We start from the raw sequence: 25960 nt of genomic DNA, 5'->3' as shown, positions 1-25960 counted from the left end.
GGGCGCGCGCCCCGCGAGGCAAGCAGAACCTAATGGAGTTCCCCCGAAATGTCGACGATTTGCGGCGGTTCCTATGGTGTTGCCTCCGAATCGGGCCTATCGCCGGGGTGAAAAGCATGACTATGTCGACCATATTGATCAAACAGCCCCGCCGGTGTCCGGAATGAAACATACCCTGTCCTTCGCGCATGCCAGAAAACTGCGCGTTTCGTCTCTTTTTCTATCCGCCTTCTTGCCTGTCCTCTGTATCGGTCCGGCGGCACACGCTGCCGAGCCCTTCGATGTCTGGCTTCAAGGTCTGAAGGCTGAGGCGGTGCAAAAAGGGATATCCCCCGCAACCTTGGACATAGCCTTCAAGGATGTCGCGCCGATCGCCAAGGTCCTTGAATATGACCGGAAACAACCGGAGTTTTCCCAGACCTTTTGGACATACCTGAACCGCGCCGTTTCCGACGAGCGGATCAACCGGGGCAAAAAGCTGCTGAACAAGCACGCCGCCCTGTTGTCGGAAGTGGAGGCAAAATACGGCGTTCAGCCGCGCTTCCTCGTCGCGTTCTGGGGCCTGGAAACAAATTACGGCGACTATACCGGCGGTTTTCCTGTTATCTCGGCCTTGGCCACATTGGCGCATGATGAAAGACGCGCCGATTTTTTCCGCGCCGAGTTGTTCAATGCATTGCAGATCCTGGATGAGGGCCATATCGCGCCAGATAAGATGAGCGGATCCTGGGCTGGCGCCATGGGGCAAACCCAATTCATGCCGTCGACCTTCACCGGCTATGCCACGGATGGGGACGGGGACGGCAAGATCGATATTTGGGGCAGTCTTCCCGACGTGTTCCACTCTGCGGCCCACTATCTGGCCTCAGTCGGCTGGAAAGGCGACGAGACTTGGGGACGGGAAGTGAAGCTGCCACCGGGTTTTGACCATGATCTCACGCAGCTCACGATCAAGAAGCACATTTCCGAATGGCAGGCGCTCGGCGTGCGGCGCGCTAACGGTGCTGATTTGCCGCAAGCCGATATCGAAGGGTCTGTCATTCTGCCGGCGGGCGCCAAAGGTCCCGCCTTCCTGGTCTACCAGAATTTCCGCAGCACCTTGGTTTGGAACAGATCGATCTTGTATGCCTCGGCGGTTGGTTATCTCGCCGACAGGTTCGTCGATCGCGGGCGTTTGGTCGCAACACAGCCACCTGGCGACAAACCGCTATCCCGCGGGGATGTGATATCGCTGCAAACGAACCTGAACCGCCTTGGATTCGATGTGGGTGAGCCGGACGGTGTTGCGGGATCGATGACCCGGAAGGGACTGCGCGCCTATCAACGGTCTCGCGGCTTGCCGCCTGACGGACATCCGTCGTCGGAAATGGTGGATATTCTCGCCGCGGACCAAGGGTAAACTAGGGACCGGCCCTGGTCGCGTAGCGGCCGCTTGGCAGTGCGACCGGAATCGGGAAGTTTTTACACTTTGATGTCGCGTATCAAAAAGCTGGATGCCGTTGGACTGGGAATGCGGGAAAGGGCCGGAAAAGCCGTGAAGAACGAAACGACTTGGCGAAGGGTCATAAATTCGCCGCGTATTGTCCGGATATCGGCGATAGTGGCGGTTTGTGCCCTGGCAACAGCCTGCGCCGAGGTCCAATTCCTGTCGCATGCCGCGAAAGAGGTCGCGAACGAGTCCCCAAGCGACCCGTCCAGCGCCGGTGCCGCCGCCGGAAATGGTGACCGCTACAAGGTCGGAAAGCCATACCGTATCAACGGCAATTGGTACTATCCGCATGTCGACTACAAGTATGTGGAGGAGGGGATAGCGTCGTGGTACGGCCCGAACTTCCACGGAAAGACGACCGCCAACGGCGCCATTTTCGATATGAACAAGGTTTCCGCCGCGCACCGAACCTTGCCTTTGCCGAGTATCGTGCGGGTCACGAATCTGGAAAACGGCCGGTCGCTGAAAGTGAAGGTCAATGATCGCGGGCCGTATTCCAAGAACCGGATCATCGATGTCTCCCGTCGGACCGCGCAGCTTCTGGGATTCGAAAAGAAGGGCACGGCTCTTGTCCGGGTAGAGGTTGTGGAGCAGGACAGCCGTCAATTGGCGGCGTTCATGCAAGGGGGCGAGCAGCTGGCCGGGACCGGCGAGGCTTCCGGTACGGCGCCACCATTGCCGACTGCCGCGCCGACCGTTTCGGTCAGCGGAACAGAACTGCCGCCACCCCCGGGATCTACGGCGGCGCCGCCACCCAGCGATGCGTTCAAAGTGACCCCGGCATCCACTGATACACTTGCATCGGCTCGGCCGGATGTGGTTCCGGACTCGGATAGCGCGATCACGCAACAAGTGGTGGTCGGCAGCCCGACGGTCTTCGTTCAGGCCGGCGCTTTCAGTCAATACGTCAATGCGCAGCGCGCGCAGATCCTTTTATCCAGTGTAGGAGATGTGCATGTTGAACAGGTGTTAACTTCAACGGTACCTCTTTTTCGCATCCGCGTCGGCCCCGCTAAAACCGTGGAAGCGGCGGATTCCCTGTTGAAACAGGTGATCGGCGCTGGTTATCCGGATGCGAAAATCGTCACGGCGAATTGAGGAAGGTCTTCAGATGTGACTGGCTGTTCTAGGAGGCCCCCTTGCTCAATTTACGTCTTAATTGCAATTTAGTGATCGAACGGTGAAGGCTGGGAGGCCTACCCGTTTGTTCATGTCCATGGAAAGGCAGGCCATGGCTATTTTAAATACCATTGGTAACACTTCACGCACCGTCGTGACGTCTGTTCTGTTGTTCGTCCTGGTCATTGGCGTCGCCGTTGGGCATGCCAAGGCCCAAACGATCGAGACAACAGCCGACCACGCTTATTTGGTCGACTTCGAAACCGGCGCCGTTTTGTTGGACAAGATGTCCAACGAGCGGATGTATCCGGCATCGATGACCAAAATGATGACCGTGTACTTGCTGATGCAGCGCCTGAAAGACGGCCGTTTGTCGTTGGACGATACCTTGTCGGTCAGCGAAAAAGCATGGCGCAAGGGCGGCTCAAAGATGTGGGTCGAAGTTGGAAAACAGGTGCGCGTCGAAGACTTGATCCGCGGCATCGTGGTTCAAAGCGGCAACGACGCCACAATCGTCGTGGCTGAGGGGCTTGCCGGTACGGAGGACGCTTTCGCCCGGGAAATGACCGCGACCGCGCATAAACTCGGCATGTCGGGAACCCAATTCAAGAATGCCAGCGGATGGCCGGATCCGGAACATTACACGACAGCCCATGATTTGGCCGTATTAGCAATATCTATCATTCGCGATTTTCCCGAAATGTATCACTACTTCGCGGAAACAGAATTCGCCTATAACGGCATTAAGCAGCAAAATCGGAATCCTCTCCTCTATAAGGATATAGGAGCTGACGGTTTGAAGACCGGGCACACAGAGGATTCTGGGTATGGGCTTGTCGGCTCTGCCGTGCGGGATGGGCGCCGCTTGGTCGTTGTTCTCAATGGCATGTCCTCGACTTCCGAAAGAGCCCAGGAGTCTGAAAAGCTGCTGAACTGGGGCTTCCGCGAGTGGAACAGCTACGCCCTGTTCAATGCGGGTGAAACCGTCATGGATGCCAAGGTCTGGCTCGGCAGTAGTGGCACGGTTCCTCTCGTCGTAGAGGAAGATGTCTCCCTCACGATGCGCCGGCGCGCCCGCAACGATCTGAAGGTCACCGTAAGATATGACGAGCCGATCGCAGCACCGATCGCCGCCGGCACTCAGGTTGCGTCACTGGTCGTCACGGCCCCGGGTGTTGAAACGCTGGAGGTTCCCTTGAAAGCGGGCGCTGATATCGAGCAACTCGGTCCGGTCGGCCGGCTCACGGCAGCCGTCAATTTCCTCGTTTGGGGGGAATCTGAATGAGAGACGGGAGCGGAACAGCATCCCGTGGCCCACGCGGGCGCTTGATCACCTTCGAAGGGGGAGAGGGCGCCGGTAAGTCTACACAATTGTCTCTGCTGGCAAAGGCCTTGAAAAAAAGGGGTGTGGACGTTGTAGAAACCCGCGAGCCAGGTGGTTCGCCGGGGGCGGAGGCCATACGGGCGCTGTTGCTGGATCCTGAAAATAAGGGTTGGCCCGCGATGACTGAAGCATTGCTTCACTTCGCGGCGCGCTGCGATCACATGTCACGTGTGGTCGAACCGGCCCTGGCTTCCGGAAAATGGGTCCTGTGCGATCGTTTCACCGATTCCACCATGGCTTACCAAGGTGTTGCCCAAGGACTCGGCTCCTCCGTTATCGAACAGCTTTCCGCCCTGACCTTGAAGGGGCGGAAACCGGACCTGACGATCGTTCTGGACCTGGATCCCGAAATCGGCTTGAAACGCATCTCTGAACGGGGCGATGCCCCGACGCGGTACGATTTGATGGATATCGCTTTCCACCGCCGCCTTCGCGAAGCTTTCCTGATGATCGTTCGCAGCGATCCGGGCCGATGCGTGGTCGTCGACGCGACCTATTCCGAAGATTTCGTAGCGGAAATGGTTTCCGGCGCCGTTACCAGCCGTTTGGAAATGGACCTTGCCAGTTGACGACGGCGCGGTCGTCACATCGGCCGCCACTTCAAACTCTCTGATCGGCCATGAAGCCGCTGAATCGACCCTGCTGAAGGCATGGAACTCGTCCCGCTTTCCGCATGCTTGGTTGATTTCCGGCCCCCGCGGCGTCGGTAAGGCGACCCTGGCATGGAAAGCCGCGCGTTTCGTATTGTCTCAATCCAACAGCAACGAACAGGCTGGTGGCTTGTTCGGAGACACACCGCTAGAGCCTGATAGCCTGGATACCGATCCCAATTCACCGATCGCACGGCGGATGGCCTCCAACGGACATTCCGACTTCCGATTGCTGACCAAGCGGGAAGACAAGACCGTTATCCAAATCGAGCATACGCGGGAAATCGTCGATTTCGCCTATATGACGCCAGCGGAAGGCGGCTGGAAGGTCATCCTCATCGATAGCGTCGACGACATGAATCATAATAGCGCCAACGCACTTCTGAAAGCGCTAGAGGAACCGCCCTCCAAGGCATTGTTTTTACTTATCTCTCATGCGCCTGGGCGTTTGTTGCCGACGATCAGGTCCAGGTGCCGCGCCCTGAAGCTCGCCCGGGTGCCGAAAAACGGGATCGTATCGCTCCTGGGTGATCTTCGGCCGACTTTGTCCGACGAGGAGAAATCGGTTCTAGCCGCCCTTGGAGACGGCAGTCCCGGCCGCGCCATTCACTTTGCCGACCAAGGGGCCGTCGATCTCTATCGTGCCTTGGTCGAGTTGGCTTCAAATGCGCATCGTCTTGATATGTCGCTGGTCATGAAGATGGGCGACCAATTGGCGAAAAAGGGGGCCGAGGACGCCTTCGCGATCCTGTCCCAAATGATCGACCAAGCCTTGCAACGGGCTATCAAGGCTGCCGCCGTCGGACGACCCTTGGACGATATCCTGCCAGGTGACGGCGGCGTTTGGGCGCGTCTGGTACTGCCGGAACGGATTTCCCAATGGGCTGATGCCAGGGGCGATATCATGGGTTTCCTGGACAAAGCAGGCGCGCCCGCCCATCTTGGTCGAAAGCATGTACTGGTTAATGCTTTCATCCGGCTTGAGCAGGCCGCGCAGGCTCGCTAAACCAACGCAGCAGTTTACCTTTAATCCCAAGATGCTCTGCCGTATCGATCGGTACGCAGTGCATCGATCCATGGCCGGCTTTTGGGGACATCCCTGAAAGGCCGGCAAAAACGGACCGGACCATGAACCGATATTATCTTTCGACCGCGATCTCCTATGTGAACGGCAAACCCCATCTGGGCCATGCCTATGAAGTCATCTCGGCTGACGTAATCGCACGGTTCATGCGTCTTGACGGTCACAAGGTCTTCTTCCTCACCGGGACTGACGAACACGGTCAAAAAGTGGAGAAGACCGCCCGCAACGCCGGCAAGGAACCGCGGGAATTCTGCGATGAGATAGCCGGTTCGTTCCAGGATATGGCACGCGACCTCAACATCTCGAATGACGACTTCATTCGAACGACAGAGCCGCGCCATCATGAGAGCGTGCAGGACCTGTGGCGTAAAATCGACGCCAATGGCGATATTTACCTTGGTAAATATGCCGGCTGGTATTCGGTCCGCGATGAAGCCTTTTTCGGTGAGGACGAATTGACGAAGGGTGAGGGGGGTAAGCTTTTTGCCCCTTCCGGCGCCGAGGTGGAATGGGTGGAAGAACCCAGCTATTTCTTCAAGTTATCGGCCTATACAGACAAGTTGCTGAAGCTCTACGCCGACAATCCGGGCTTTATTCAACCGGACTACCGCCGGAATGAGATCGTCAATTTCGTGAAACAGGGGCTGACTGATCTGTCTATATCCCGCACCAGTTTCAACTGGGGCATCCCGGTTCCCGACGATCCGGAACATATTATGTATGTCTGGCTCGACGCGTTGACGAACTACATCACCGGCGTCGGCTATCCTGATACGGATGGTGAGTCTTATAAAACCTTCTGGCCGGCCGACCTGCATATCGTCGGTAAGGACATCATGCGGTTCCACACGATTTATTGGCCCGCTTTTCTGATGTCTGCGGGGCTTCCCTTGCCGAAACGCGTTTTCGGGCATGGCTTCCTGAATATCGAAGGCGAGAAGATGTCGAAATCGCTCGGCAACGTCATCACGCCGCAGTCGATGGTCGACGCCTTCGGCCTGGACCAGGTCCGGTACTTCCTGATGCGTGAAGTGCCCTATGGGAATGACGGGTCGTTCTCGAAGGACAGCATGGTTCACCGGATCAACAGCGATTTGGCGAACGATTTCGGAAATCTGTCCCAACGCGTTTTGAGCATGATCGCCAAGAATTGCGGCGGCATTGTCCCGACACCCGGCGACTTCACCGATGAAGACAAAGCCCTGACCGATGCTGCGACCGGCGTGGCCGACGCGATGCGCGCGGCGATGAAGGACCAGGCCATACACAAGGCCCTGGAAGCCGCCTGGAAAGTGGTCGGCGATGCCAACCGCTATGTCGACCAACAGGCACCGTGGGCGCTGAGAAAGAGCGATCCCGATCGGATGGCGACCGTATTATACGTGTTGGCCGACGTGATCCGCATGTTGGCGATCTATGCTCAACCGGTCGTGCCGGAGTCCGCCGCCCGGATGTTGGACCAACTGGCGGTCGATGAAGACGCACGGGATTTTGCCGCACTTTCGTCTTCCTTGACGCCCGGCACCGAACTGCCGAAACCCGCGCCGGTATTTCCGCGCTATCTTGAACCGGAAGAGTAGGGGACACATGCTGATCGACAGCCATTGCCATCTGGACTACCTGGACCGCAACGGCGTCGACCTTGACGAGGTCGTCGCACGCGCCGGCCGCGCCGGCGTCGGACTGATGGTGACCATCTGCACTAAAGTAACCGAATTCCCGACGATTCTGGCAATCGCCGAACGGTTCCCCAATGTTTACTGCAGCGTCGGGATCCATCCGCATGAGGCGGAGTCAGAGCCGGAAGTAACTGCTGAGCGTTTGGTCGAACTGGCCCAGAATCCGAAGGTTGTCGGGATAGGTGAAACCGGCCTGGACTATTTCTATGAGCACAGTCCGCGCGAAGCCCAGCAGAAAAGCTTCCGGGCGCACATCGCCGCCGCACGGGAGACAGGATTGCCGCTAATCGTGCATACGCGCGACGCCGATGAAGACACGATCGGGATCATGCGGGACGAATACGAAAAAGGGGCCTATCCGGGCCTGATCCATTGTTTCAGCAGTTCGGCTTGGCTGGCGCGGGAAGCGGTATCCATGGGATTCGGCATTTCCGTTTCCGGCATTGTCACGTTCAAGACCGCCGAAGCGCTGCGCGACGCCGTCGCCGAGGTCGCAATGGACAAACTGTTGGTCGAGACGGACGCGCCGTATCTGGCGCCGGTGCCGAACCGCGGCAAACAGAATGAACCGGCTTTCGTGGTTCATACGGCCGAGCGGTTGGCCGATTTGAAAGGCGTGCCGCTGAGCGAATTGGAAGAAAGGACGACGGAGAATTTCCTGAGTCTTTTCAAAAAGGTAAATCCGTCCGCTCTAGCGGCGTAACAAGTCCGGGGTTCGGCTTCGATGCGGGTTACGATTTTGGGATGCGGGTCTTCCGGTGGGGTGCCCAGGATCGGCAATGACTGGGGCGATTGCGACCCCACGAATCCCAAGAACCGACGGCGCCGGTGTTCCATTCTGGTGGAACAAGAAGACACTGTGTTGTTGGTCGATACGGCGCCGGACATGCGCGAACAGCTTTTGGACGCCGATGTTCAGCGAATGGATGCCGTGTTCTTCACCCATGCCCACGCGGATCAGGCGCATGGCGTGGATGATTTACGGGTCTTCTATATCCGGGACCGCGGCCGGCTGCTGCCTATTTATGGCGACGACGAGACAATTTACACGCTGAAACGCCGTTTCGATTATTGTTTTACCCAGATTGCCGGCTATCCGCCGATACTGGAGTCACACGTGTTGGACGGACCCGTGACCGTCGGTCCGATTACGATGGAACCTTTCACGGTCGAACATGGCCCCATTCAGGCCCTCGGATACAGGTTTGGACGGATTGGTTACGTCCCGGATGTAAACGAGTTGCCCGAGGCGGCGATGGAAATGCTTTCCGATCTGGACGTTCTTATCCTGGACGCCTTGCGGCGACGACCGCACCCGTCCCATGCCCATCTGGACCGGACCCTGGACTGGATGAAGGCGCTGAAACCCAAACGCGGTATTCTCACGAATATGCATATCGATTTGGATTACGACACACTGGTTCGGGAACTTCCGGACGGTATCGAACCGGCCTATGACGGTATGGTCATCGAGGTCGAGGTCTAGGCGAAAACGGGCTTCGAACGGGGCAGGGCGACCAGTGAACAAGTCGCCCCGACACCTCGCCTAAGCGGCGCTGTCGACACTTCGAATATGCCGGATGAAATTCTCCGTTTCCGTCGTCAAAAGATCGCTGTTGCGGGACAACTCATCGGCGGAGGCCTGCAGTTCTTCCGTCGCACCGCCGGTTGACGTCGCGTCTTTGGAAACCGACCCGATATCGACAATCACGCTGTTGATCCGCTCGCTGGCGGCCTTGGCCGCCCGAGCAACTTCGCTGGTGGTTACCGCTTGCTCTTCTACCGCACCGGCAATCGACGTCATGGTCGCGTTGGTTTGGTTGACCGCCAGCGTGATTTGTTCAACAGCGGTCGTCGACGCGGCGATTTCGTTCAACATGTTGGATACCTGCGAACTGATATCTTCTGTCGCTTTCTGGGTTTGAGAGGCGAGGGATTTGACCTCGTTTGCTACCACGGCGAAGCCTTTGCCTGCATCGCCCGCGCGGGCCGCTTCGATCGTTGCGTTAAGGGCGAGGAGGTTGGTTTGTTCGGCAATGTCCGAAATCAGGGACACGATGTCATTGATCTTGGCGCTTGCGGCGTTCAACGCCGCGACTTTCTCACCCGCGGCCGCGGCTTGTTGGGCCGCGTTGTTCGTCAGACGAGACGTTTCGGTCACCTGGGAAGAGACCTCCTCAACCGCCTTGTTTACCTCTGAGACGGAGTCCGTCACGGCTGAAATGTCCTGGCCGGCATCGCTAGCCGCATTTCGGACATTCGACGAGCGTGATGCGGTTCGATTGGCAATATCGCTAACTTCCATGGAAGTAGAGGACAATTGGGATGCCGACGAGGACAAAGCCTGGATCACCCCGCCGACCGCGGATTGAAACTGATCGGCAAGCCCGTCCAATGTTTCTTTTTGTTTCCGCGCGGTATCGATACGGAATTGGTCCTGTTCTTCACGGAATTTGTTGGCGGCCCGGCTTTCCTGTTTGAACTTGTACATCGCCTTACAAAGCGCCGCGACTTCAGGTGGGTTTTCGTATTCAGGCACCCACGCTTCCAATTTGCCTTCTGCCAATTGGCTTTGCACCTCGGAGACATGGACAATTCGGGGAACGATTTTCCGCGTGGCAAAATATCCTGAAATTGCCAGGACCAGTATGATCAAACCGGCGATTCCGAGTGTCACATATTTGGTAACGGCACTGTCTGTTTCCAATGACGACAACGCGGCGACCATTGTGCCATCCGCCCGCTCTATCAAAGATTTCACGTTCTCCCGCATCGCCGCTACGGCATCGCCGATTTTTGCCGCGGCTTCATCGAAGTTCCCCATGATCTTGTTGCCGGATTCCGGGCCACCTTCGATATAGGCCAAAGCCATCGTCTCACCCATCTCCTGGTAGGGATCGAATGCTTGAATTGCTTCGGAAATGGCGTTGGCCATGGTCTCGTCGCCGAGCTCACGGGCTAGGGTGAGCGCTATCTGGGCGTCAGAGCGAAACGTCTCGGCGTAGGCCTGGGCTTCTTCGATACCGTCATTCAACCCGTCTAGACCGCGTGTGGCCGAGATGTCCGTATACCATTGCTGGACCTGCGCCGTCGAATAACGCATTTCCTCGATCACCTGGACCAATTCCATAACCTTTTGGTCCGTGACGAGTATTTCGTCTTCGATCACCAACAATGCTTGCGACGTTCTGGATTGGAGCAGGGATGACGTTGCCGCGTTGACCAAGGCGAGAATAATTAAGAATCCGAAAGTGAATAGGACCAATTTTTTCAATGACATTTGGTGCTCCCGGGCGCGTGACCTTTATCGGAAGCGTTCTAATTAGCTTAGTAGGATGTTTCAATGTGCGTTTTGGAATTGGGCCGCTAGATCCCATACGCGTCGCCGTCGACAGTGAAGACGCCCGCGGAAAATTTGCCGCTCAAAAATCCGCTTCCGGATATTGCTGCACAGATTCAAGGAACATGCGTTCCGTTCCCGAGATGGCCGCCGCGGCATTGGAAGAAAGGAAGTCTTTGATACGGTCAGGCAGGCCGGGCAGGGTGAAGATATCGTTTGCCCCGTAATATCGCGTTCCTTTGATTAAGAGGGACTTTCCGATGCTTCGAACAATTTCTTCACGGTATGCATCATCCGTCAGTTCGAACAATTCCTCTTCGAAATCGAGCACTTTGGGTATGCGAGCGGTCGGGCCGAAACCTGCCACTTTCGCTTTTGATATGGGAACCACATCGTAGGGCTGATTATTTACCGAATATTCAACGTATTCCAGGCAGCTGAGCGGCTGGCTTCGATCGTTTTGCAGGATGTATTTACGATCGATATCGACTAGGAGTCGCTTGCCGGTAGCAGAGTCACGGACTTCGGACATTACGTGGGAGCGAACAGGGTTGTATTCCGTCCCAACATCCTGAAATTCCCATAAAACCGCGTCTAATCCGATTTCCCGGCACAATTGTGCGAAAGAGTTGGCTGCCGTAATGCAAACGCCGCCGACTTTTCCCGTTATCGCATGGTTCAGGAAGTACTCGTGGAGTTTTCTTCGCGAGTTCCAATCATTTGTCATTAGTTCCGCTGGTTCGTTGGCGGCGTGGTAGAATACCGCCGCCACAGAAGCCGCAAAGGTGATGAGGTCGTCATCATAGACAATCCATTGGACACAGGCCGCGTCGCTCAACCTGTAAACACGATACAAACCGGGTTGGTCTGTTTGGACAATTCCGATGCCGTCTATTTTTACGTAACTGCTACTTTGAAGAAGGAAGGCAAAGTCCTGGATCGATACGTTTTTTGGAGTTTCCGCATCGCTTAGGATCGTGACTGGGTAACAGTCCGTACGGGCGATCCTGTAGGCGATGAGATTTTGGTCCGAATGGAAGACGTCGGCGATAGATGTCATATTTTTCAACCGGGCTTTTATGATCTTTGTAGGGCGGTGTTTTTAAGAACGTATAGGCAGGTTCGCCGCTTCACTATAGTAAGGTATTTTCCATAATATATATTATCGCGATTTTATTTGGTGCCTTGCTGAGACAAACGTCGGAAAAAACACCTGACCAATAAGGCACCTGCGCCACACCTTGCAGCACACAGAAAGCAGCAACACAAAATCAAGGATCAAGAGCGACCGGCTTTATCAAGCACTACCTGTTCTGGGCGGCTGACAACAAAACAGGCACCTGCCCCGATCAAACATAGCGCCACTGTTATCCATATGCCGGATGGGACTGTGAACAGAACGATTGCAGCTGCGACCGTCATCCCTGTTACAGCGGCAATCTTGCTTCGGCGCGAAATGACGCCCATCTCAACCAGGTTCCGGACGCCTCGCCCAAACCGTTTGTGCGCAACGATCCGCCGATACAAGGCTGGATTGCTTTTCGCAAAGCAGACCGCACTCAGGATCCAGAAGACGGTTGTCGGCATCACGGGTAGAAACATCCCGACAATCCCCAAACCGAAAAAGAAATAGCCCAACGCGTTAAGGACGATCCGGGACCTCAAAGGGCAATCGACCTTCGCCGGTTGATTTGTCACGTCGGTCATCTGGATGAGCCTTTCGGTCCGTGCACACACTTCCATTCGCCGGACACCCTATCCGGAGAACATTAGCAGATAATTAAGAATGCAGGCGGTGGATCAAGAACCCGGAATCCCGCTAAGGCACTGAATGAACCCGGTTGCAGCATGATGAGGCGTCCCAATGAATCGAAATATAGACCGCTTGATTGAAATCATGGCCGCGCTACGGAACCCGGAGACCGGCTGCCCCTGGGACGTGAAACAGAACTTCGAAACCATTGCCCCGTATACGATTGAGGAAGCCTATGAAGTCGCCGACGCTATCCAACGCGGCGATATGGCGGATTTGAAGGACGAATTGGGTGATCTTTTGCTGCAGGTCGTTTTCCACGCACGCATGGCTGAAGAATCCGGAGATTTCGCCTTCAACGACGTGGCAGGCGCCATCGCTGAGAAAATGATCCGGCGTCACCCCCATGTCTTTGGCGATGAAAGCGCGGAAACGCCTGAGGCTGTCAAGGTATCCTGGGAAGACACAAAGGCGCGGGAACGTGCGGCAAAAGGCCAGGACGAAAGCGCGCTGGATGGGGTGGCGACCGCCCTTCCCGCGCTAATTCGTGCCGAAAAGCTCTCAAAACGCGCGGCACGCGTCGGGTTTGAATGGCCGACTGTCGATATGGTTTTCCGCGATATCGAGGAGGAAATCGAGGAAATACAACACGAGATCCGTGTCGATGGCGGTCCTGACCGGCTGGAGGATGAAGTGGGCGATCTGTTGTTCTGTGTCGCCAACCTCGCCCGGTTCGTCGGCGTTGACCCCGAAAAGGCCCTACGCAGCACAAATGATAAGTTCAACCGCCGCTTTCGGGCCGTGGAAGCCTCCTTCAAGCAGGAAGGCCGTGCATTGAAAGACTGCAGCCTGGACGAGATGGATGCGCGCTGGGATGCAGTGAAAAGGACCGAAAAACAGGTTTAGGTCCCTGCCCGCACGACAGTTCGATCACACTTCATCCCTACTTGGCGTCAGATCCTAAGGGCGTAGACTTGTTGCGGTTCGGCGACGCCGCGCAATTGGTGACTGCCCATGGACTCCCATTCCGTTTCCACCAGCGACGAAAAGGCGTTCGAGGCAACGATTTGCCGTTCAAGCGTTTTGGACAAATCCTGGAGCCGCGCCACTTCGTTCGCTGTGTGGCCGACAACGGAGAATTCCAGCCGTTCCGGCACCCCTATATTGCCATAGAGCACGTCGCCCACATGAAGGCCCAACCCGAACGCAATCGGCGGTTCGCCATCCGGCCGGGGTTCCGCATTCGCGCGGTCCAGCCGAATCAAAGAGTCCCGGGCGGCCGCAACCGCCATCCGCGTCGCCCGTTCCGCGCCGCCGGGCCCGACAATCGGAAAAATCGCCAAGACCGCATCGCCAATAAACCGAAGGACCTCACCGCCGTGGTCCAGCACCGCGCCCGCCGTACATTCGAAATACCGGTTTAACCGCGCCAGAAACTCCCGTGCGGGCATTTGGTCGGCTAGCGCCGTCGATCCCCGCATGTCACTGAACCAAATCGCCGCGTTGATTTCTTCACCGGCGCCGAGCTGCACCTGGCCGTTCAAGACCCGCTCACCCGCATGGTTGCCGAGATAGGCGGAAACGACGTTATGGGTCGTCAACTCCCGGACATACATCTTCAACCCCGCGCCGAGCCGCGGAAGCAGGCGGGACAGCGCCATTAATTGCGAATCCGTGAACCCGCCGGGCGCATCGGTCAGCCAACTGGTCAAAGCGCCATCCATATGTGACCAGGACTTCTCAAGCGGTGAGGTGAAGGCGATCGCCGTGGTGAGGTAGTCCGTAAACCCCTGTTCCCGGAACTCCGCCAGGATCGGAAAACGATTCAACCCTTCCTTCTTATATATGCGGAAGCGCATTTCGTTCTGTTGGCCGTCCAGCAACGCTTTAAACGGGCTCAGAAGCCAAGCCTCTGTCTTGGCGCTGGCATGGGCAAAGCGGTTGCGTTCGACACCGCGAACACGGCTCCAGGTCACACTGAAGGACCGGAACATGGGGTGCAGGAAGCTGCAGGCCACATGGGCACGCGCAACGGGAATACCCGCGTCGTTCAGTTTCTCGCAAAACTCCCGCACAAGGCGGTCGGCATCGATCCCGCTGAGGGCGGAATCGATGATCCAACTGCTGATCGCGGTGATCGATGCGTCTTCTATAACAGCTGCCATACGCCCCTCTGTCCGGGTAATCGCCGTTAGTCGTTCATCAGCAAATGGACGAGGCTGGATGTATCCCAGCGGTTCCCGCCCCGTGCCTGAACATGCGCGTAATATTGATCGATCATCGCGGTCACCGGCAGGCGCGCGCCATTGTTCTTGGCTTCGCCGAGGCAAATCGCCAGATCCTTACGCATCCAATCGACTGCGAAGCCGAATTCGAACTCGCCTTTCGACATGGTACCGGCACGGTTTTCCATCTGCCATGACCCCGCGGCACCTTTCGATATGACGTCGATGACCGCATCCATGTCCAAACCGGCCTTCATCCCGAAATTCACGCCTTCGGAGAGACCCTGCAACAACCCGGCGATGCAGATTTGGTTGACCATCTTGGTCAATTGTCCGGCACCGCTCGCGCCCATCAGTCGACTGGCGCGCGCAAAACACATGATGGCCGGTTCAACTTTCTCGTAAACATCGGCATCGCCACCGCACATCACGGTCAGAACGCCGTTTTCGGCCCCGGCCTGGCCACCCGAAACCGGCGCGTCGATGAATCCGATGCCGTTTTCTTTGGCTTTTGCATAAAGCTCGCGTGCGACTTCCGCGCTGGCGGTCGTGTGGTCGACCAGGGTCGCCCCTGTGCTCATGCCAGCCAACGCGCCGTCCGCGCCCAAAATGACGGAGCGCAGATCATCGTCATTGCCGACGCAGCAGAACACGATTTCCGCGCCTTCGGCCGCTTCGCGCGGTGTTGTCTTGAAGGAGCCGCCGTATTCCGCCGCCCATTTTTCGGCCTTCTCGGTTGTCCGGTTATAGACGGCTACATCATGCCCGCCTTTTTTGGCCAAGTATCCAGCCATCGGATACCCCATCACGCCCAAACCGATAAATGCCACTTTTGCCATGGTATAATTCTCCCCTGTCGCGCGGCGTATGCTCGACCGCCGCTCGGTTCATGATCTGATCTTTCCGCAGATATATTAGAGCGGTTCAGGAAGAACCGCACGCCCCTCTATCGCTTTGCCAAGTCGTCAAGGTTGGGATAGATGCCGGAAAGGTAGTCATGTTCGCATCAGGATCAAGGCTATGCTTGAATTTAGCGGTTGGGCGGACTTAACCGACAGTTTACACCGTGTGACCATTTGGTGTTTTTACCGACTCTACCACACGACACCACACGACGGCCATTCACCGCCGTTCCCGGTTCAAACCACAGTTGAGCGTGAATAGACGTGTCGAAAGTCTCCGATAACGGCCTGTTGGTTTTCCTTTGCGGTAAAATGGGTGCCGGGAAGTCCCATAAAGCAAAGGAACTGGCGGGGCGTCACAACGCCGTATTGATATCGGAAGATGTTTGGCTGGCATCTCATTTCCCCGGAAAAATATCCTCTTTTCAGGACTATCTGGATTTTTCCCGCCGCATCGGACCGTTCGTTAGAAATCATGTTCGGGATATTCTGAAAACCGGGACGAATGTCATCCTGGACTTCCCAGCAAACACCGTGTCACAGCGCGCGTGGCATCGCGAAACGGCAACGGAAATCGGCTCGCCGCATAGGCTTGTTTATCTAGAAGCGGATGACGATCTATGTCTGCGTCAGATTGCAATGAGGCGTCAGGAACAGCCGGAACGCGCGGCTTTCGATACCGCCAACGTCTTTCACCAGGTCACTAAATTCTTTGAAGAACCGCGGGCGGAAGAAGGTTTGGAAATAGAAGTCGTCCATCCGCAGCCCGAGAGGGAGAGAAAAGCACCCTAGTCGGGCATTCAATCTGCGCAGAGAACGTGCCGCAGGTCTTCCCAACATTCTTTGCTGCCGGCGGATAGCAGCGAGCGGACGCGATCTTCCGGGCGGTAAGGCAAATCATCGATCCGCTCCACATGCCCACCCGCTTCGCGCAGCAGCAAAACGCCGGGCACATGGTCCCAACTCCACAGCCGATTGTAGAGGGCGAAATCCCGCTCGCCGAGGCTCTGGGCCAGAAAATCGTGTCCTGCACAGCGCAGCCGATTCACCGTTCCGAAAATCTTCACGAACTTGTCGCGTTTTGCGCTCCGGTCGGATTCCTGGAAGCAGCCGAAATTTATCTGCCCGATCATTTCAGCGAACGGCTTTTGTTCAGGAGTATGAAGCCGAACCTCGTCTTTGCCGCTCTGCACCAGGAAGGCCCCTGCCCCATGTTCCGCGACCGCCGTGCGATTCTGCGTTGGGTCATGGATGAAACTCATCAGCGTTTCACCCTTCTCCACCAAGGCGACCATCATGCAGAACATCGGGTTGCCTTCGGAAAAGTTCTTGGTGCCGTCGACAGGATCGATCAGCCAGACCGGCCTGTCTTGTTCCAGCAAATCAAGGATGGCTGGTTTTTTCGCATAGGCTTCCTCACCCACCACGACGGATCCCGGTAGCAGACCGGGCAACAGGGCCGTCAACCGATGTTCGGCATCTAGGTCGGCGACCGTGACCACATCGCCCGGCTTCTTTTCCATCACTTCGTGATGCTGCAGGGCATTGAAACGCGGCATGACATCCAGCGCGGCGGCCTCACGCAAGGCGTCTATGACGCGGTCAGGGTCGATGTCGTGCATGGGCGGGGTATCAGCAATCTTGGAGAGTGTTACAGGGATGGGCGGGACGTAGCACAGCCCGCAGGAAATCGAAAGGGCGGCTGCGTCGCCGCAACCGCCCTTCCGGGAAACGCACTATAGGCAAACGGGCTGCTTACATCATGCCGCCCATGCCGCCCATGCCGCCCATATCGGGCATTGCCGGCGCGGAAGACTTGTCTTCCGGCTTGTCGGCAACCATGGCTTCGGTGGTGATCAGCAGACCGGCAACGGAACCGGCGTCCTGCAGCGCGGCGCGAACGACCTTGGCCGGGTCGATGATGCCGGCCTTGACCAGGTCGGTGTACTCGCCCTTCTGCGCGTCATAGCCCCAAGTGATGGACTTGCTTTCGCTCAGCTTACCGGCAACGACCGCACCGTCGGTGCCTGCGTTTTCGGCGATCTGGCGAACCGGTGCCTGGATGGCGCGACGAACGATGTCGATGCCGACATCCTGGTCGTGGTTGTCGCCTTCAAGCTTCCGCAGGGCCCGCTCGGAATACAGCAGCGCGGTGCCGCCGCCCGGGACGATGCCTTCTTCGACGGCAGCGCGCGTGGCGTGCATGGCGTCGTCGACACGATCCTTGCGTTCCTTCACTTCGACTTCGGTCGCACCGCCGACGCGGATGACCGCAACACCGCCGGCGAGCTTCGCCAGACGTTCCTGCAGCTTTTCACGATCGTAGTCAGAGGACGTCGCTTCGACCTGGCTGCGGATCTGACCGCAACGAGCTTCGATGTCCTTCTTCTTGCCGGCGCCGTCGACGACGGTCGTTTCGTCCTTGGTGATGGTAACGCGCTTGGCGGTGCCCAGCATGTCCATCGTGACGTTTTCCAGCTTGATGCCGAGATCTTCGCTGATGACCTGACCGTTGGTCAGGATCGCGATGTCTTCCAGCATGGCTTTGCGACGATCGCCGAAGCCCGGAGCCTTGACGGCGGAAACCTTCAGGCCGCCACGCAGCTTGTTGACCACCAGGGTCGCCAGCGCTTCGCCTTCGATATCTTCCGCGATGATCAGCAGCGGACGGCTGCTTTGCACGACCTGCTCCAGAACCGGAAGCATCGCCTGCAGATTGGAGAGCTTCTTTTCGTGGATCAGGATCATCGGGTTTTCGAGTTCACAGGTCATCTTGTCGCTGTTCGTAACGAAATACGGCGACAGGTAACCGCGGTCGAACTGCATGCCTTCGACGACGTCCAGTTCGGTTTCCAGACCTTTGGCTTCCTCGACGGTGATGACGCCTTCATTGCCGACCTTCTGCATCGCTTCCGCGATCATCTTGCCGACTTCGGCATCGCCATTGGCGGAAATCGTGCCGACCTGGGCGACTTCTTCGGAGGTCTTGATTTTCTTCGCACGCTTCTGGATGTCAGCGACGACCGCTTCGACCGCCAGGTCGATGCCGCGCTTCAGATCCATCGGGTTCATGCCGGCGGCAACCGCCTTGGCACCTTCGCGGACGATCGACTGTGCCAGGACCGTCGCGGTCGTGGTGCCGTCGCCGGCGATGTCGTTGGTTTTGGAGGCCACTTCGCGGACCATCTGCGCGCCCATGTTTTCGAACTTATCGCTCAGTTCGATTTCCTTGGCGACGGTCACACCGTCCTTCGTGATGCGCGGTGCGCCGAAGGACTTGTCGATGACGACGTTACGGCCTTTCGGGCCCAGGGTGACTTTGACCGCATCGGCCAACACGTCGACGCCCTTGAGCATCTTCGTGCGTGCGTCGGTCGAGAATTTTACGTCTTTGGCTGCCATATCGGAATATTTCCTTCCTAGCTTTCATTGCCTTGAATTCGTCTTTGAAAGATGAATTCGTCCTTAGAAAGTCCGTGGGGATAGTTGGCTGATCAGCCTTCCATCACACCCATGATGTCGGACTCTTTCATGATCAGCAGGTCGTCGCCGCCGACCTTGACTTCGGTGCCGGACCATTTGCCGAAGAGGACGCGGTCGCCCTTCTTCACATCCAGCGGACGGACGGTGCCGTCATCGGCCTTGTAACCACCGCCAACGGCGATGATCTTGCCTTCCGAAGGCTTTTCCTGCGCCGAATCCGGCAAAATGATGCCGCCGGCGGTTTTTTCTTCGGCGTCGACGCGCTTGACCAGAACACGGTCATGCAAGGGACGGAATTTCATTTACGCTCTCCCTTTAGAGGCTCGGATGATTCATCTGGTGTCGATTGTCTACGCGGCGCAGACAAACGAACATACCCCGCTGTTAGCACTCAAGTGCATTGAGTGCTAGGGACATACGTATGAAGGCTTTCAGTGTCAACCCGGGGAGGTTAAATTCGTTGATCCGGCAAAGGCTTGCGGCCGGGTCTGACGTTGCGGAGGGAGGATGCTCACGCCTGTTCGGAAGGCTCCGAACCGGCCGGGACGGTATCAGACGCGCCCTCTTTGTAAAGCTTCAGGTACCGGTCCCTTTCGTGGGCGGGCATCATGACCCGCACGAAGACCCCTTCGTCACGGTCCTCGCGCTGTTGCACGTCCCCATGACGGTAGAGCCAGGCGAGTTGCGCGCCGTCTTCCGACGGGATGACAGTCTCGATCGGCTCATTCTGAGCAGACAATCTGTCATCAACCAATTTGCAAAGGTTCTCACAATTCTCGCCCGTAACCGCGGAAACCGCGATGATGTTATCGTTGCGCGCCGCGCGGGATAGAACCGCGGATCGTTCATCGCCGCTCAACATGTCGATTTTGTTCAGAACCTCGACCCGGTCGCCGGCATCGGGACGACCCAGGGAGGCCAGGACCGCCTCAACATCCGTTTTTTGAATCTCGGTATCTTCGTTTGCTGCGTCCCGAACGTGCAAAATCAGGTCGGCGGAAATGACCTCTTCCAACGTCGCCCGGAAGGCGGCAACAAGATCTGTTGGCAAGTCGGAGATGAACCCGACCGTATCGGACAAAATTACCTTCGCCCCTGACGGAAGGGCGATTGACCGCATCGTGGGGTCCAATGTTGCGAAAAGCATATCCTGCGCCAGGACTTCGGCATTCGTCAGTCTGTTGAACAGGGTCGATTTGCCGGCATTCGTATACCCGACCAAAGCAACGATCGGGTAAGGCACCTTGCGTCGGGACTCGCGATGCAACGCACGGGTCCGCTTCACCTGTTCCAGTTCGCGCTTCAGTTTGGCGATGCGTTCGTCGATCAGTCGTCGGTCCAACTCGATCTGGCTTTCGCCAGGTCCGCCGATGAAGCCGAGCCCGCCGCGTTGCCGTTCCAAGTGGGTCCAGCTGCGTACCAAGCGGGACCGCTGATAGCTGAGCGCCGCGAGTTCGACCTGCAAGGTCCCTTCCCGTGTATTGGCGCGTGCCCCGAAAATCTCCAGGATAAGCCCAGTCCGGTCGATAACCTTGCTGCCGAATTCCCGTTCGAGGTTTCGTTGCTGAACCGGCGACAATGGCCCATCGACGACGATGAGCTCCACCTCTAGTGCGTCGGACAGATCACGGAACCGTTCGATAACGCCCATCCCAAACAAGGTGCCCGGTTTGGGTTTGTCCACCTTGATACTTTCCGAATGCACGATTTCCAGATCGATGGCATGCGCCAGACCGACGGCTTCTTCCAGTCGCGCGGCCGGCGAACGCTTGAGTGACGCGTCTTCGCCGTGAATTCGAATATCGGGATGAAGGACGATCGTCCGCCGACTGCCTTCGCCGCGCCAGGGCTCGCGCTTCTTGCCCGCGCCCTTACGTGGAGCGGCCATGACAACCCACCGCGGAAGCGGTCCCGGAAAGTGAACGTGCGATACGCGCGACCTTGCGGCCGGAAACGCGGACTATTCGTCCGCGCCCGTTTCGCCACCCTCGAACAACGACAGGGGCTGCGACGGCATCACCGTTGAAATGGCGTGCTTGTAGACGAGCTGTGAATGCGCATCTCTGCGTAACAGGACACAGAAGTTGTCGAACCAAGTGATAATGCCTTGAAGTTTTACACCATTCACCAGAAACACGGTGACCGGCATTTTTTGCTTACGTACGCTGTTCAGGAATACATCCTGCAAATTCTGGTTCTTATCGGACGACATTGCAACGCCCCCTTATGTTCTTGTTGGGCCATCGATCTTGGTTCTGCGCCGGACATGCACCGACAGGGCTGGTGCCAACGCTTCGAACCTCTTTGTAGGAGAATTTACGCTGCACTGCAACATTATCGATGCGACAGCGTAAAAAAGAAGCGTCATCCGACTGTCTCTAGAACATAGGTTAATTGATCCAGGTTCGCCACCTGACATCGCGGCAGACAATCAGAAAAAGCAGTCTTGGCCCGGTCGGGGTCCGGATGAACCAGAATTCCGGTGCAACCCGCATTGCGCGCCAGTTCCAAATCGCTCCGCGAATCCCCGACAAACCAAATGTCCGGCCCCACGGATAGACCGATCGGTGCCAGGGCCATGATCAACGCTTCCGGGTCGGGTTTGTCATGGGGTGCGTCACCCGCGCCGACGACGGACCGGAAATACCCGTTCCAGGACAAATGGTCGACTTCCCGACGCAGGTAGCGACCCGTCTTATTGCTGACCAACGCCATGGGTTTTCCCCTGCCCTGCAGATGATCAAGCGTGCCAAGTGCGTTATCCAGGGGCATCAGGCTTTGAAGATGCTCCCGTTCGAAGGCGCTGTAATAGATATCACGCGCCTCTTCCCATCTGTTCCCGAACAATTCCGGAAAAGCATCGCGCAGCGACTTGGACACCCGGTCTTTTGTCTGCTCAAGCGTCCAGGGCTCCTGACCCATCGCCAAAAGTGTCGTCTTGAAGGACGCATGGATCACCGGCCAGGTATCGACCAGTGTATTGTCCCAATCGAAGACGACCGCTCGTGGCGTCGGCAGGTCCGCGGGAATTTCGGGATTGTCGCTTTCCGGGGCCGCCACGTTACGCGGCACGGCTTCTTCGCCCGGCGGCATAGTCTTGATACGTGCCCAACAATTTTTCGCACAGTGATCCAGGGTGACCATTGCCGATCACATGGTCGTCGATTTTCACCACAGGCGTGACGAACGACGTCGCGCTGGAGACGAAGGCTTCCTTCGCCTCATACGCTTCCTCCAGCGTGAATTCGCGTTCTTCGAACGGCACGCCATCCTGTTTGGCCAGATCCAAGATGGTCTGGCGTGTGATCCCGTTCAGGATTTCGTTCGTGGCCGGTTTGGTCACCAACACCCCATCCTTGGTGATGATCCAAGCGTTGGAAGAGGACCCCTCGGTCACATTGCCTTTTTCGTCGACCAGCCAGGCTTCATAAGCGCCCGCTTCGGTCGCCGCCTGCTTGGCAAGGCAATTGGGCAGCAGACTTACCGTCTTGATGTCACAGCGGCCCCAGCGAATGTCCGGCGCGCTGACGACGGTAACCCCGTCGGTGAACTTCTTCATTTTCGCGAAGTCCATCTTTTTCGTCGTCATGACGATGGCCGGCGGAACCTTATCGCTTGGGAAAGCATGGTTGCGGGGCGCCACACCACGGGTGACCTGCATGTAGACCAAGCCGTCTTTCAACCCGTTGCGGCGAACCAGTTCCCGCACTTTCAGTTTCATCGCGCCACGGGCCATCGGCATCCGCATGCGAAGTTCCTTCAAGGAACGCTCCAACCGGTCGAGATGCGGGTCCTCGTCGACCATGGTGCCGTTGGCGATGGTGACAACCTCGTACACCCCGTCAGCGAATTGATAGCCCCGGTCTTCGATATGCACGGCGCCGTCGCGATGCGGCAGAAAACGGCCATTTACATAACAGTAGCGGGGCATGGTAACTCCTTTCGAAAAATGCGCAGGTTTGAACGTCCTGCAGGACCTTTGGTTAGACCAAGGATCAGAAATATTCCAGGCGCACGGCGAACATCTTTTCAACTTTCTTCACCGCATGGGCCGCGGCAAGCAGGACGACGCGGTCGCCTTCGAAAATCTCTGTGTCCGGGCGTGGAATGATGACATCGGAATCGTTTCGGATCACCGCGCCCAGAATCACACCGTCAGGCAGTTTTGCCTCCTTCAACGGAACCCCGACCAGCGGTGAGGTCTGCAACGCCTCCGCCTCGATCACTTCGGCAAATCCGTCGCGTAACGTATGGACCGAGCGAATTCGCCCGCGGCGGACATGCTGCAGGATGGTCGATGCGGTGATTTCTCTGGGACTGACGACGACATCGATCCCCAATGTGGTGATCAATGGGCCATAGCTGGACTTGTTGATCAGTGCGACGGCGCGGTCGACGCCGTAGCGCTTGGCCAATAGAGAGGCCAGGATGTTGGTTTCGTCATGATCGCTGACGGCAACAATCGCTTCCGCATGGGCAACATTGGCTTCTTCGAGGATTTCGCTGTCCAGCGCATCACCTTGGATAATCGTCGTCGTCGGTAGCAATTCGGCGACCTTCCGGGCCCGCGCCTTATCCAGTTCGATCACGCGAACGGTGTATTTGTCGTGGTTTTCCAGATCGTTCGCTAAATTGACGCCGATATTGCCGCCGCCGATGATGATGACCCGGCGCGACTCGCCCTCTTCATGTCCGAAGACGGCCATGGCCCGATCCAGTTTTCCCGACTCGGTGCAGAAATAGACCTCGTCCCCAGGCAACATCTGGTCCGTCGACTTCGGAATGATCAAGGTTTCGTTTCGAACAATCGCCATGACGGTGATGTTCAGATCGGGAAACAGCGAGGTTAATTGCCGCAAGGGTGTGTGTATGACCGGGCAGTTTTCCTGGCACCGCACGCCGATCACGCGGACCAGTCCATCGGCCAATTCGATGATATCCGACGCACCCGGCACGTGCAGGCGCCGGCGCACGGCGCGCGCCACCTCGATTTCCGGTGAAATGATGACATCGATGGGCAACTGGTCCCGGGCGAACAGATTGGCCCATTCGTCGCGCAGATAATCCTGCTGCCGGATACGCGCAATCTTGGTCGGCACATTGAACAGCGAATGCGCGACCTGGCACGCGATCATGTTCACTTCGTCAGCGAAGGTAACCGCGATCAGCATATCCGCGTCGCCCACCCCTGCCCGCGCCAGCACATCGGGGTGCGAGGCATGGCCGACAAAGGCCTGCACGTCGAGTGAATCGTTAATCTTACCGATCAATTCGGGTGACTGATCGACGACGGTGACGTCGTTCTGTTCACTGGAAAGGTAGCGGGCAATGTGAAACCCGACCTGACCGGCCCCGCAGATAACAACTTTCATAATGTAGAGCCTCGAAACCCGCCCAAGATGATCTGTGTAGCGCCGGGAAGGCGCGATTGCCAGACCAACATTTCGCCGTGGCCGACGCGCTTACTCTTTGCCGCCGCGCAGAACGTTATGAACACCGAGTCCTTTGAGCTTCCGGTGCAAGGCCGCCCTGTCCATTTCAACGAATTCGGCCGTTCGGCTGATATTGCCGCCGAACCGGGTTAGATGAAACAGAAGATATTCGCGTTCGAAGGCTTCCCGTGCTTCCCGCAACGGCTGGTTCATGACCTCTTGCGCACGCTCCCACCGCAGCACGTCGACGCCGTCTTCGCCGATGGCTTTGGCGACGCTGTCGGCTTTGATCATTTCGCCGACCTGGGACGACAGCAGCAAGCGCTCGACCACATTCGCCAATTCCCAGACATTGCCCGGCCAGTCATGAGCTTGCAAGGCAGTGACCGCCTCAGCCGACAAAGGTTGTGCCGCCCGCCCTTTGGACTTTGCGGAACGGAGCATCAGATGCTCGGCCAGCAGCGGGATGTCATCACGACGGTTTTCAAGCGGTGGTATCGTCAAGGGAACAACGTTCAGCCGGTAGTAAAGGTCTTCCCTGAATTGCCCCGCCTGCATCGCTTCCTGAAGGTCGCGGTTTGTCGTGGCCAGGACCCGGACATTAACGTCGACCCAGTGACTTCCGCCCAGCCTTTGAAAACGTTGGCTGTGCAGAACCCTGACGATCTTGCCTTGGACCGCGGGCGGCATATCCGCGACCTCGTCCAGCAGCAAGGTCCCCATATGCGCCTGCTCCAGCAGTCCGACCATGCGGGCTGTCTCGCCATTTGGCTCACGCCCGAAAAGGGCGGCTTCGAAATTGTCTTCGTCCAGCGTCGCGCAATTGAGTACCACGAAAGGGCCGTCGTCGCGTTGCGACCGCTTGTGTATAAGGCGGGCCACCGCGCTTTTCCCGGCCCCGGCCGGACCGGTAATCATCACCCGGCTATCCGTGTTGGCCACGCGGTCGATTGTCTTGCGCACTTCCTGCATTGCGTTGGAAATGCCGATCAATTCGGCTTCGGCACCGCCGGTCAGTGTTTTTAGCGCTTCGTTTTCGCGCTTCAGCTTGATGTCGTTCAGCGCCCGTTCGATCGTGTGCAGCAGGACATCGGTCTGAAACGGTTTCGCGATGAAGTCATAGGCGCCCTTTTTCGTCGCATTGACCGCCATATCGACCGTGCCGTGGCCGCTGATCATCACGATTTGCAGCGCTGGATGGTCGCGTTTCAGCAGATCCAGCACCTGAAGTCCGTCATAGGCGCTTCCGGTCAGCCAGACATCCAGGATCACCAGCGACGGCAACCGCGCCGCCACAGCCTCCAAGGCCGCCTCGCCGCTACCGGCAGTGCGTGTCTGATAGCCTTCGTCCTCCAGGATCCCGGCTATCTGTTCGCGAATATCGTCCTCGTCATCGACGATCAGTATTTCATGGGCCATG

The 25960-nt window shown here is 57.4% G+C and carries 24 protein-coding genes; 10 read left to right on the top strand and 14 right to left on the bottom strand.

Features of this window, described 5'->3' with window-relative positions:
* Positions 1 to 163 precede the first annotated feature (163 nt).
* The 8 genes from EOI86_RS09145 (at position 164) to EOI86_RS09110 (ending at position 8891) form a co-directional block, all read left to right on the top strand.
* A complete protein-coding gene (locus EOI86_RS09145) occupies positions 164 to 1399 on the top strand; it encodes a lytic murein transglycosylase (RefSeq protein ID WP_127764759.1) in 1236 nt (411 codons plus the stop codon).
* 72 nt (positions 1400 to 1471) lie between these two features.
* Positions 1472 to 2587 (top strand): septal ring lytic transglycosylase RlpA family protein, encoded by a 1116-nt coding sequence (locus tag EOI86_RS09140; protein WP_127764758.1) that lies wholly within the window; start codon positions 1472 to 1474, stop codon positions 2585 to 2587.
* Positions 2588 to 2720: 133 nt separating this feature from the next.
* Positions 2721 to 3893 (top strand): D-alanyl-D-alanine carboxypeptidase family protein, encoded by a 1173-nt coding sequence (locus EOI86_RS09135; RefSeq protein ID WP_127764757.1) that lies wholly within the window; start codon positions 2721 to 2723, stop codon positions 3891 to 3893.
* On the top strand, positions 3890 to 4561 hold the full coding sequence (gene tmk, locus EOI86_RS09130) for a dTMP kinase (protein WP_127764756.1): 672 nt from the start codon (positions 3890 to 3892) through the stop codon (positions 4559 to 4561). The genes EOI86_RS09135 and tmk overlap by 4 nt, the downstream gene beginning before the upstream one ends.
* Positions 4551 to 5648 carry a DNA polymerase III subunit delta' gene (locus EOI86_RS09125; protein ID WP_127764755.1) on the top strand — a complete coding sequence of 366 codons (1098 nt, stop codon included), beginning with the start codon at positions 4551 to 4553 and terminating at the stop codon, positions 5646 to 5648. Before tmk ends, EOI86_RS09125 begins: the two co-directional genes overlap by 11 nt.
* 89 nt (positions 5649 to 5737) lie before the next feature.
* Positions 5738 to 7306, top strand: coding sequence for a methionine--tRNA ligase (metG, locus tag EOI86_RS09120; protein ID WP_338033044.1), 1569 nt, complete (start codon positions 5738 to 5740; stop codon positions 7304 to 7306).
* 7 nt (positions 7307 to 7313) lie between these two features.
* Positions 7314 to 8108, top strand: coding sequence for a TatD family hydrolase (locus EOI86_RS09115; RefSeq protein WP_127764753.1), 795 nt, complete (start codon positions 7314 to 7316; stop codon positions 8106 to 8108).
* A gap of 21 nt (positions 8109 to 8129) precedes the next feature.
* Entirely contained in the window at positions 8130 to 8891 is a 762-nt protein-coding gene (locus tag EOI86_RS09110; RefSeq protein ID WP_127764752.1) for an MBL fold metallo-hydrolase, read from the top strand.
* A 60-nt stretch (positions 8892 to 8951) separates the two neighbouring features.
* Here the strand turns inward: EOI86_RS09110 and EOI86_RS09105 are convergent, their stop codons facing one another.
* From EOI86_RS09105 to EOI86_RS24945, 3 genes are all read right to left on the bottom strand, one after another.
* Positions 8952 to 10685, bottom strand: coding sequence for a methyl-accepting chemotaxis protein (locus tag EOI86_RS09105; RefSeq protein ID WP_127764751.1), 1734 nt, complete (start codon positions 10683 to 10685; stop codon positions 8952 to 8954).
* Between the two features lie 142 nt (positions 10686 to 10827).
* Positions 10828 to 11805, bottom strand: a complete 978-nt coding sequence (locus EOI86_RS09100; protein ID WP_127764750.1) for a hypothetical protein — start codon at positions 11803 to 11805, stop codon at positions 10828 to 10830.
* A 218-nt stretch (positions 11806 to 12023) separates the two neighbouring features.
* A complete protein-coding gene (locus EOI86_RS24945; RefSeq protein WP_127764749.1) occupies positions 12024 to 12452 on the bottom strand; it encodes a YbaN family protein in 429 nt (142 codons plus the stop codon).
* Positions 12453 to 12609: 157 nt separating this feature from the next.
* Between EOI86_RS24945 and mazG the strand changes: the two genes are divergently transcribed.
* Positions 12610 to 13404, top strand: coding sequence for a nucleoside triphosphate pyrophosphohydrolase (mazG, locus tag EOI86_RS09090; protein ID WP_127764748.1), 795 nt, complete (start codon positions 12610 to 12612; stop codon positions 13402 to 13404).
* Between the two features lie 47 nt (positions 13405 to 13451).
* Here the strand turns inward: mazG and EOI86_RS09085 are convergent, their stop codons facing one another.
* Both EOI86_RS09085 and EOI86_RS09080 read right to left on the bottom strand, forming a co-directional pair.
* A complete protein-coding gene (locus EOI86_RS09085) occupies positions 13452 to 14663 on the bottom strand; it encodes an adenylate/guanylate cyclase domain-containing protein (protein ID WP_127764747.1) in 1212 nt (403 codons plus the stop codon).
* A 26-nt stretch (positions 14664 to 14689) separates the two neighbouring features.
* Positions 14690 to 15562 (bottom strand): NAD(P)-dependent oxidoreductase, encoded by an 873-nt coding sequence (locus EOI86_RS09080; RefSeq protein ID WP_127764746.1) that lies wholly within the window; start codon positions 15560 to 15562, stop codon positions 14690 to 14692.
* Positions 15563 to 15889: 327 nt separating this feature from the next.
* Between EOI86_RS09080 and EOI86_RS09075 the strand changes: the two genes are divergently transcribed.
* Positions 15890 to 16417, top strand: coding sequence for a P-loop nucleotide/nucleoside kinase family protein (locus tag EOI86_RS09075; RefSeq protein ID WP_205032107.1), 528 nt, complete (start codon positions 15890 to 15892; stop codon positions 16415 to 16417).
* A gap of 8 nt (positions 16418 to 16425) precedes the next feature.
* Here the strand turns inward: EOI86_RS09075 and EOI86_RS09070 are convergent, their stop codons facing one another.
* The 9 genes from EOI86_RS09070 to ntrX form a co-directional block, all read right to left on the bottom strand.
* Entirely contained in the window at positions 16426 to 17247 is an 822-nt protein-coding gene (locus EOI86_RS09070) for an inositol monophosphatase family protein (RefSeq protein ID WP_127764745.1), read from the bottom strand.
* 133 nt (positions 17248 to 17380) lie between these two features.
* Positions 17381 to 19027 (bottom strand): chaperonin GroEL, encoded by a 1647-nt coding sequence (groL, locus tag EOI86_RS09065; RefSeq protein WP_127764744.1) that lies wholly within the window; start codon positions 19025 to 19027, stop codon positions 17381 to 17383.
* A 92-nt stretch (positions 19028 to 19119) separates the two neighbouring features.
* On the bottom strand, positions 19120 to 19410 hold the full coding sequence (gene groES / locus EOI86_RS09060; RefSeq protein WP_127764743.1) for a co-chaperone GroES: 291 nt from the start codon (positions 19408 to 19410) through the stop codon (positions 19120 to 19122).
* A 209-nt stretch (positions 19411 to 19619) separates the two neighbouring features.
* The gene (gene hflX / locus EOI86_RS09055; protein WP_127764742.1) at positions 19620 to 20996 is read right to left on the bottom strand and encodes a GTPase HflX; all 1377 of its coding nucleotides are present in this window, start codon (positions 20994 to 20996) and stop codon (positions 19620 to 19622) included.
* Positions 20997 to 21068: 72 nt separating this feature from the next.
* Complete coding sequence (gene hfq / locus EOI86_RS09050) at positions 21069 to 21320, bottom strand: RNA chaperone Hfq (protein WP_127764741.1); 252 nt, start codon at positions 21318 to 21320, stop codon at positions 21069 to 21071.
* Positions 21321 to 21472: 152 nt separating this feature from the next.
* Complete coding sequence (locus EOI86_RS09045; RefSeq protein ID WP_161973754.1) at positions 21473 to 22180, bottom strand: HAD family hydrolase; 708 nt, start codon at positions 22178 to 22180, stop codon at positions 21473 to 21475.
* Complete coding sequence (dat, locus tag EOI86_RS09040; RefSeq protein WP_127764739.1) at positions 22170 to 23039, bottom strand: D-amino-acid transaminase; 870 nt, start codon at positions 23037 to 23039, stop codon at positions 22170 to 22172. Before dat ends, EOI86_RS09045 begins: the two co-directional genes overlap by 11 nt.
* A 64-nt stretch (positions 23040 to 23103) precedes the next feature.
* On the bottom strand, positions 23104 to 24480 hold the full coding sequence (trkA, locus tag EOI86_RS09035) for a Trk system potassium transporter TrkA (RefSeq protein ID WP_127764738.1): 1377 nt from the start codon (positions 24478 to 24480) through the stop codon (positions 23104 to 23106).
* A 90-nt stretch (positions 24481 to 24570) separates the two neighbouring features.
* Positions 24571 to 25959, bottom strand: a complete 1389-nt coding sequence (ntrX, locus tag EOI86_RS09030; RefSeq protein WP_127764737.1) for a nitrogen assimilation response regulator NtrX — start codon at positions 25957 to 25959, stop codon at positions 24571 to 24573.
* Between the last annotated feature and the right edge of the window lies 1 nt (position 25960).

Origin of the sequence: Hwanghaeella grinnelliae (assembly GCF_004005845.1) — a bacterium.
GTDB lineage: Bacteria > Pseudomonadota > Alphaproteobacteria > UBA8366 > Aestuariispiraceae > Hwanghaeella > Hwanghaeella grinnelliae.
The sequence above is the reverse complement of the archived record's forward strand: the minus strand, read 5'-3'. Positions and strand labels throughout refer to the sequence as shown.

Excerpts from the sequence above, each read along its gene's own strand:
- EOI86_RS09105 (WP_127764751.1), bottom strand. The coding sequence starts at position 10,685 with ATGTCATTGAAAAAATTGGTCCTATTCACTTTCGGATTCTTAATTATT.
- EOI86_RS09085 (WP_127764747.1), bottom strand. The coding sequence starts at position 14,663 with ATGGCAGCTGTTATAGAAGACGCATCGATCACCGCGATCAGCAGTTGG.
- mazG (WP_127764748.1), top strand. The coding sequence starts at position 12,610 with ATGAATCGAAATATAGACCGCTTGATTGAAATCATGGCCGCGCTACGG.
- EOI86_RS09140 (WP_127764758.1), top strand. The coding sequence starts at position 1,472 with ATGTCGCGTATCAAAAAGCTGGATGCCGTTGGACTGGGAATGCGGGAA.
- EOI86_RS09080 (WP_127764746.1), bottom strand. The coding sequence starts at position 15,562 with ATGGCAAAAGTGGCATTTATCGGTTTGGGCGTGATGGGGTATCCGATG.
- EOI86_RS09110 (WP_127764752.1), top strand. The coding sequence starts at position 8,130 with ATGCGGGTTACGATTTTGGGATGCGGGTCTTCCGGTGGGGTGCCCAGG.
- hfq (WP_127764741.1), bottom strand. The coding sequence starts at position 21,320 with ATGTCGTCCGATAAGAACCAGAATTTGCAGGATGTATTCCTGAACAGC.
- EOI86_RS09070 (WP_127764745.1), bottom strand. The coding sequence starts at position 17,247 with ATGCACGACATCGACCCTGACCGCGTCATAGACGCCTTGCGTGAGGCC.
- groES (WP_127764743.1), bottom strand. The coding sequence starts at position 19,410 with ATGAAATTCCGTCCCTTGCATGACCGTGTTCTGGTCAAGCGCGTCGAC.
- trkA (WP_127764738.1), bottom strand. The coding sequence starts at position 24,480 with ATGAAAGTTGTTATCTGCGGGGCCGGTCAGGTCGGGTTTCACATTGCC.
- ntrX (WP_127764737.1), bottom strand. The coding sequence starts at position 25,959 with ATGGCCCATGAAATACTGATCGTCGATGACGAGGACGATATTCGCGAA.
- EOI86_RS09135 (WP_127764757.1), top strand. The coding sequence starts at position 2,721 with ATGGCTATTTTAAATACCATTGGTAACACTTCACGCACCGTCGTGACG.
- EOI86_RS24945 (WP_127764749.1), bottom strand. The coding sequence starts at position 12,452 with ATGACCGACGTGACAAATCAACCGGCGAAGGTCGATTGCCCTTTGAGG.
- groL (WP_127764744.1), bottom strand. The coding sequence starts at position 19,027 with ATGGCAGCCAAAGACGTAAAATTCTCGACCGACGCACGCACGAAGATG.
- EOI86_RS09115 (WP_127764753.1), top strand. The coding sequence starts at position 7,314 with ATGCTGATCGACAGCCATTGCCATCTGGACTACCTGGACCGCAACGGC.
- EOI86_RS09145 (WP_127764759.1), top strand. The coding sequence starts at position 164 with ATGAAACATACCCTGTCCTTCGCGCATGCCAGAAAACTGCGCGTTTCG.
- tmk (WP_127764756.1), top strand. The coding sequence starts at position 3,890 with ATGAGAGACGGGAGCGGAACAGCATCCCGTGGCCCACGCGGGCGCTTG.
- EOI86_RS09100 (WP_127764750.1), bottom strand. The coding sequence starts at position 11,805 with ATGACATCTATCGCCGACGTCTTCCATTCGGACCAAAATCTCATCGCC.
- dat (WP_127764739.1), bottom strand. The coding sequence starts at position 23,039 with ATGCCCCGCTACTGTTATGTAAATGGCCGTTTTCTGCCGCATCGCGAC.
- hflX (WP_127764742.1), bottom strand. The coding sequence starts at position 20,996 with ATGGCCGCTCCACGTAAGGGCGCGGGCAAGAAGCGCGAGCCCTGGCGC.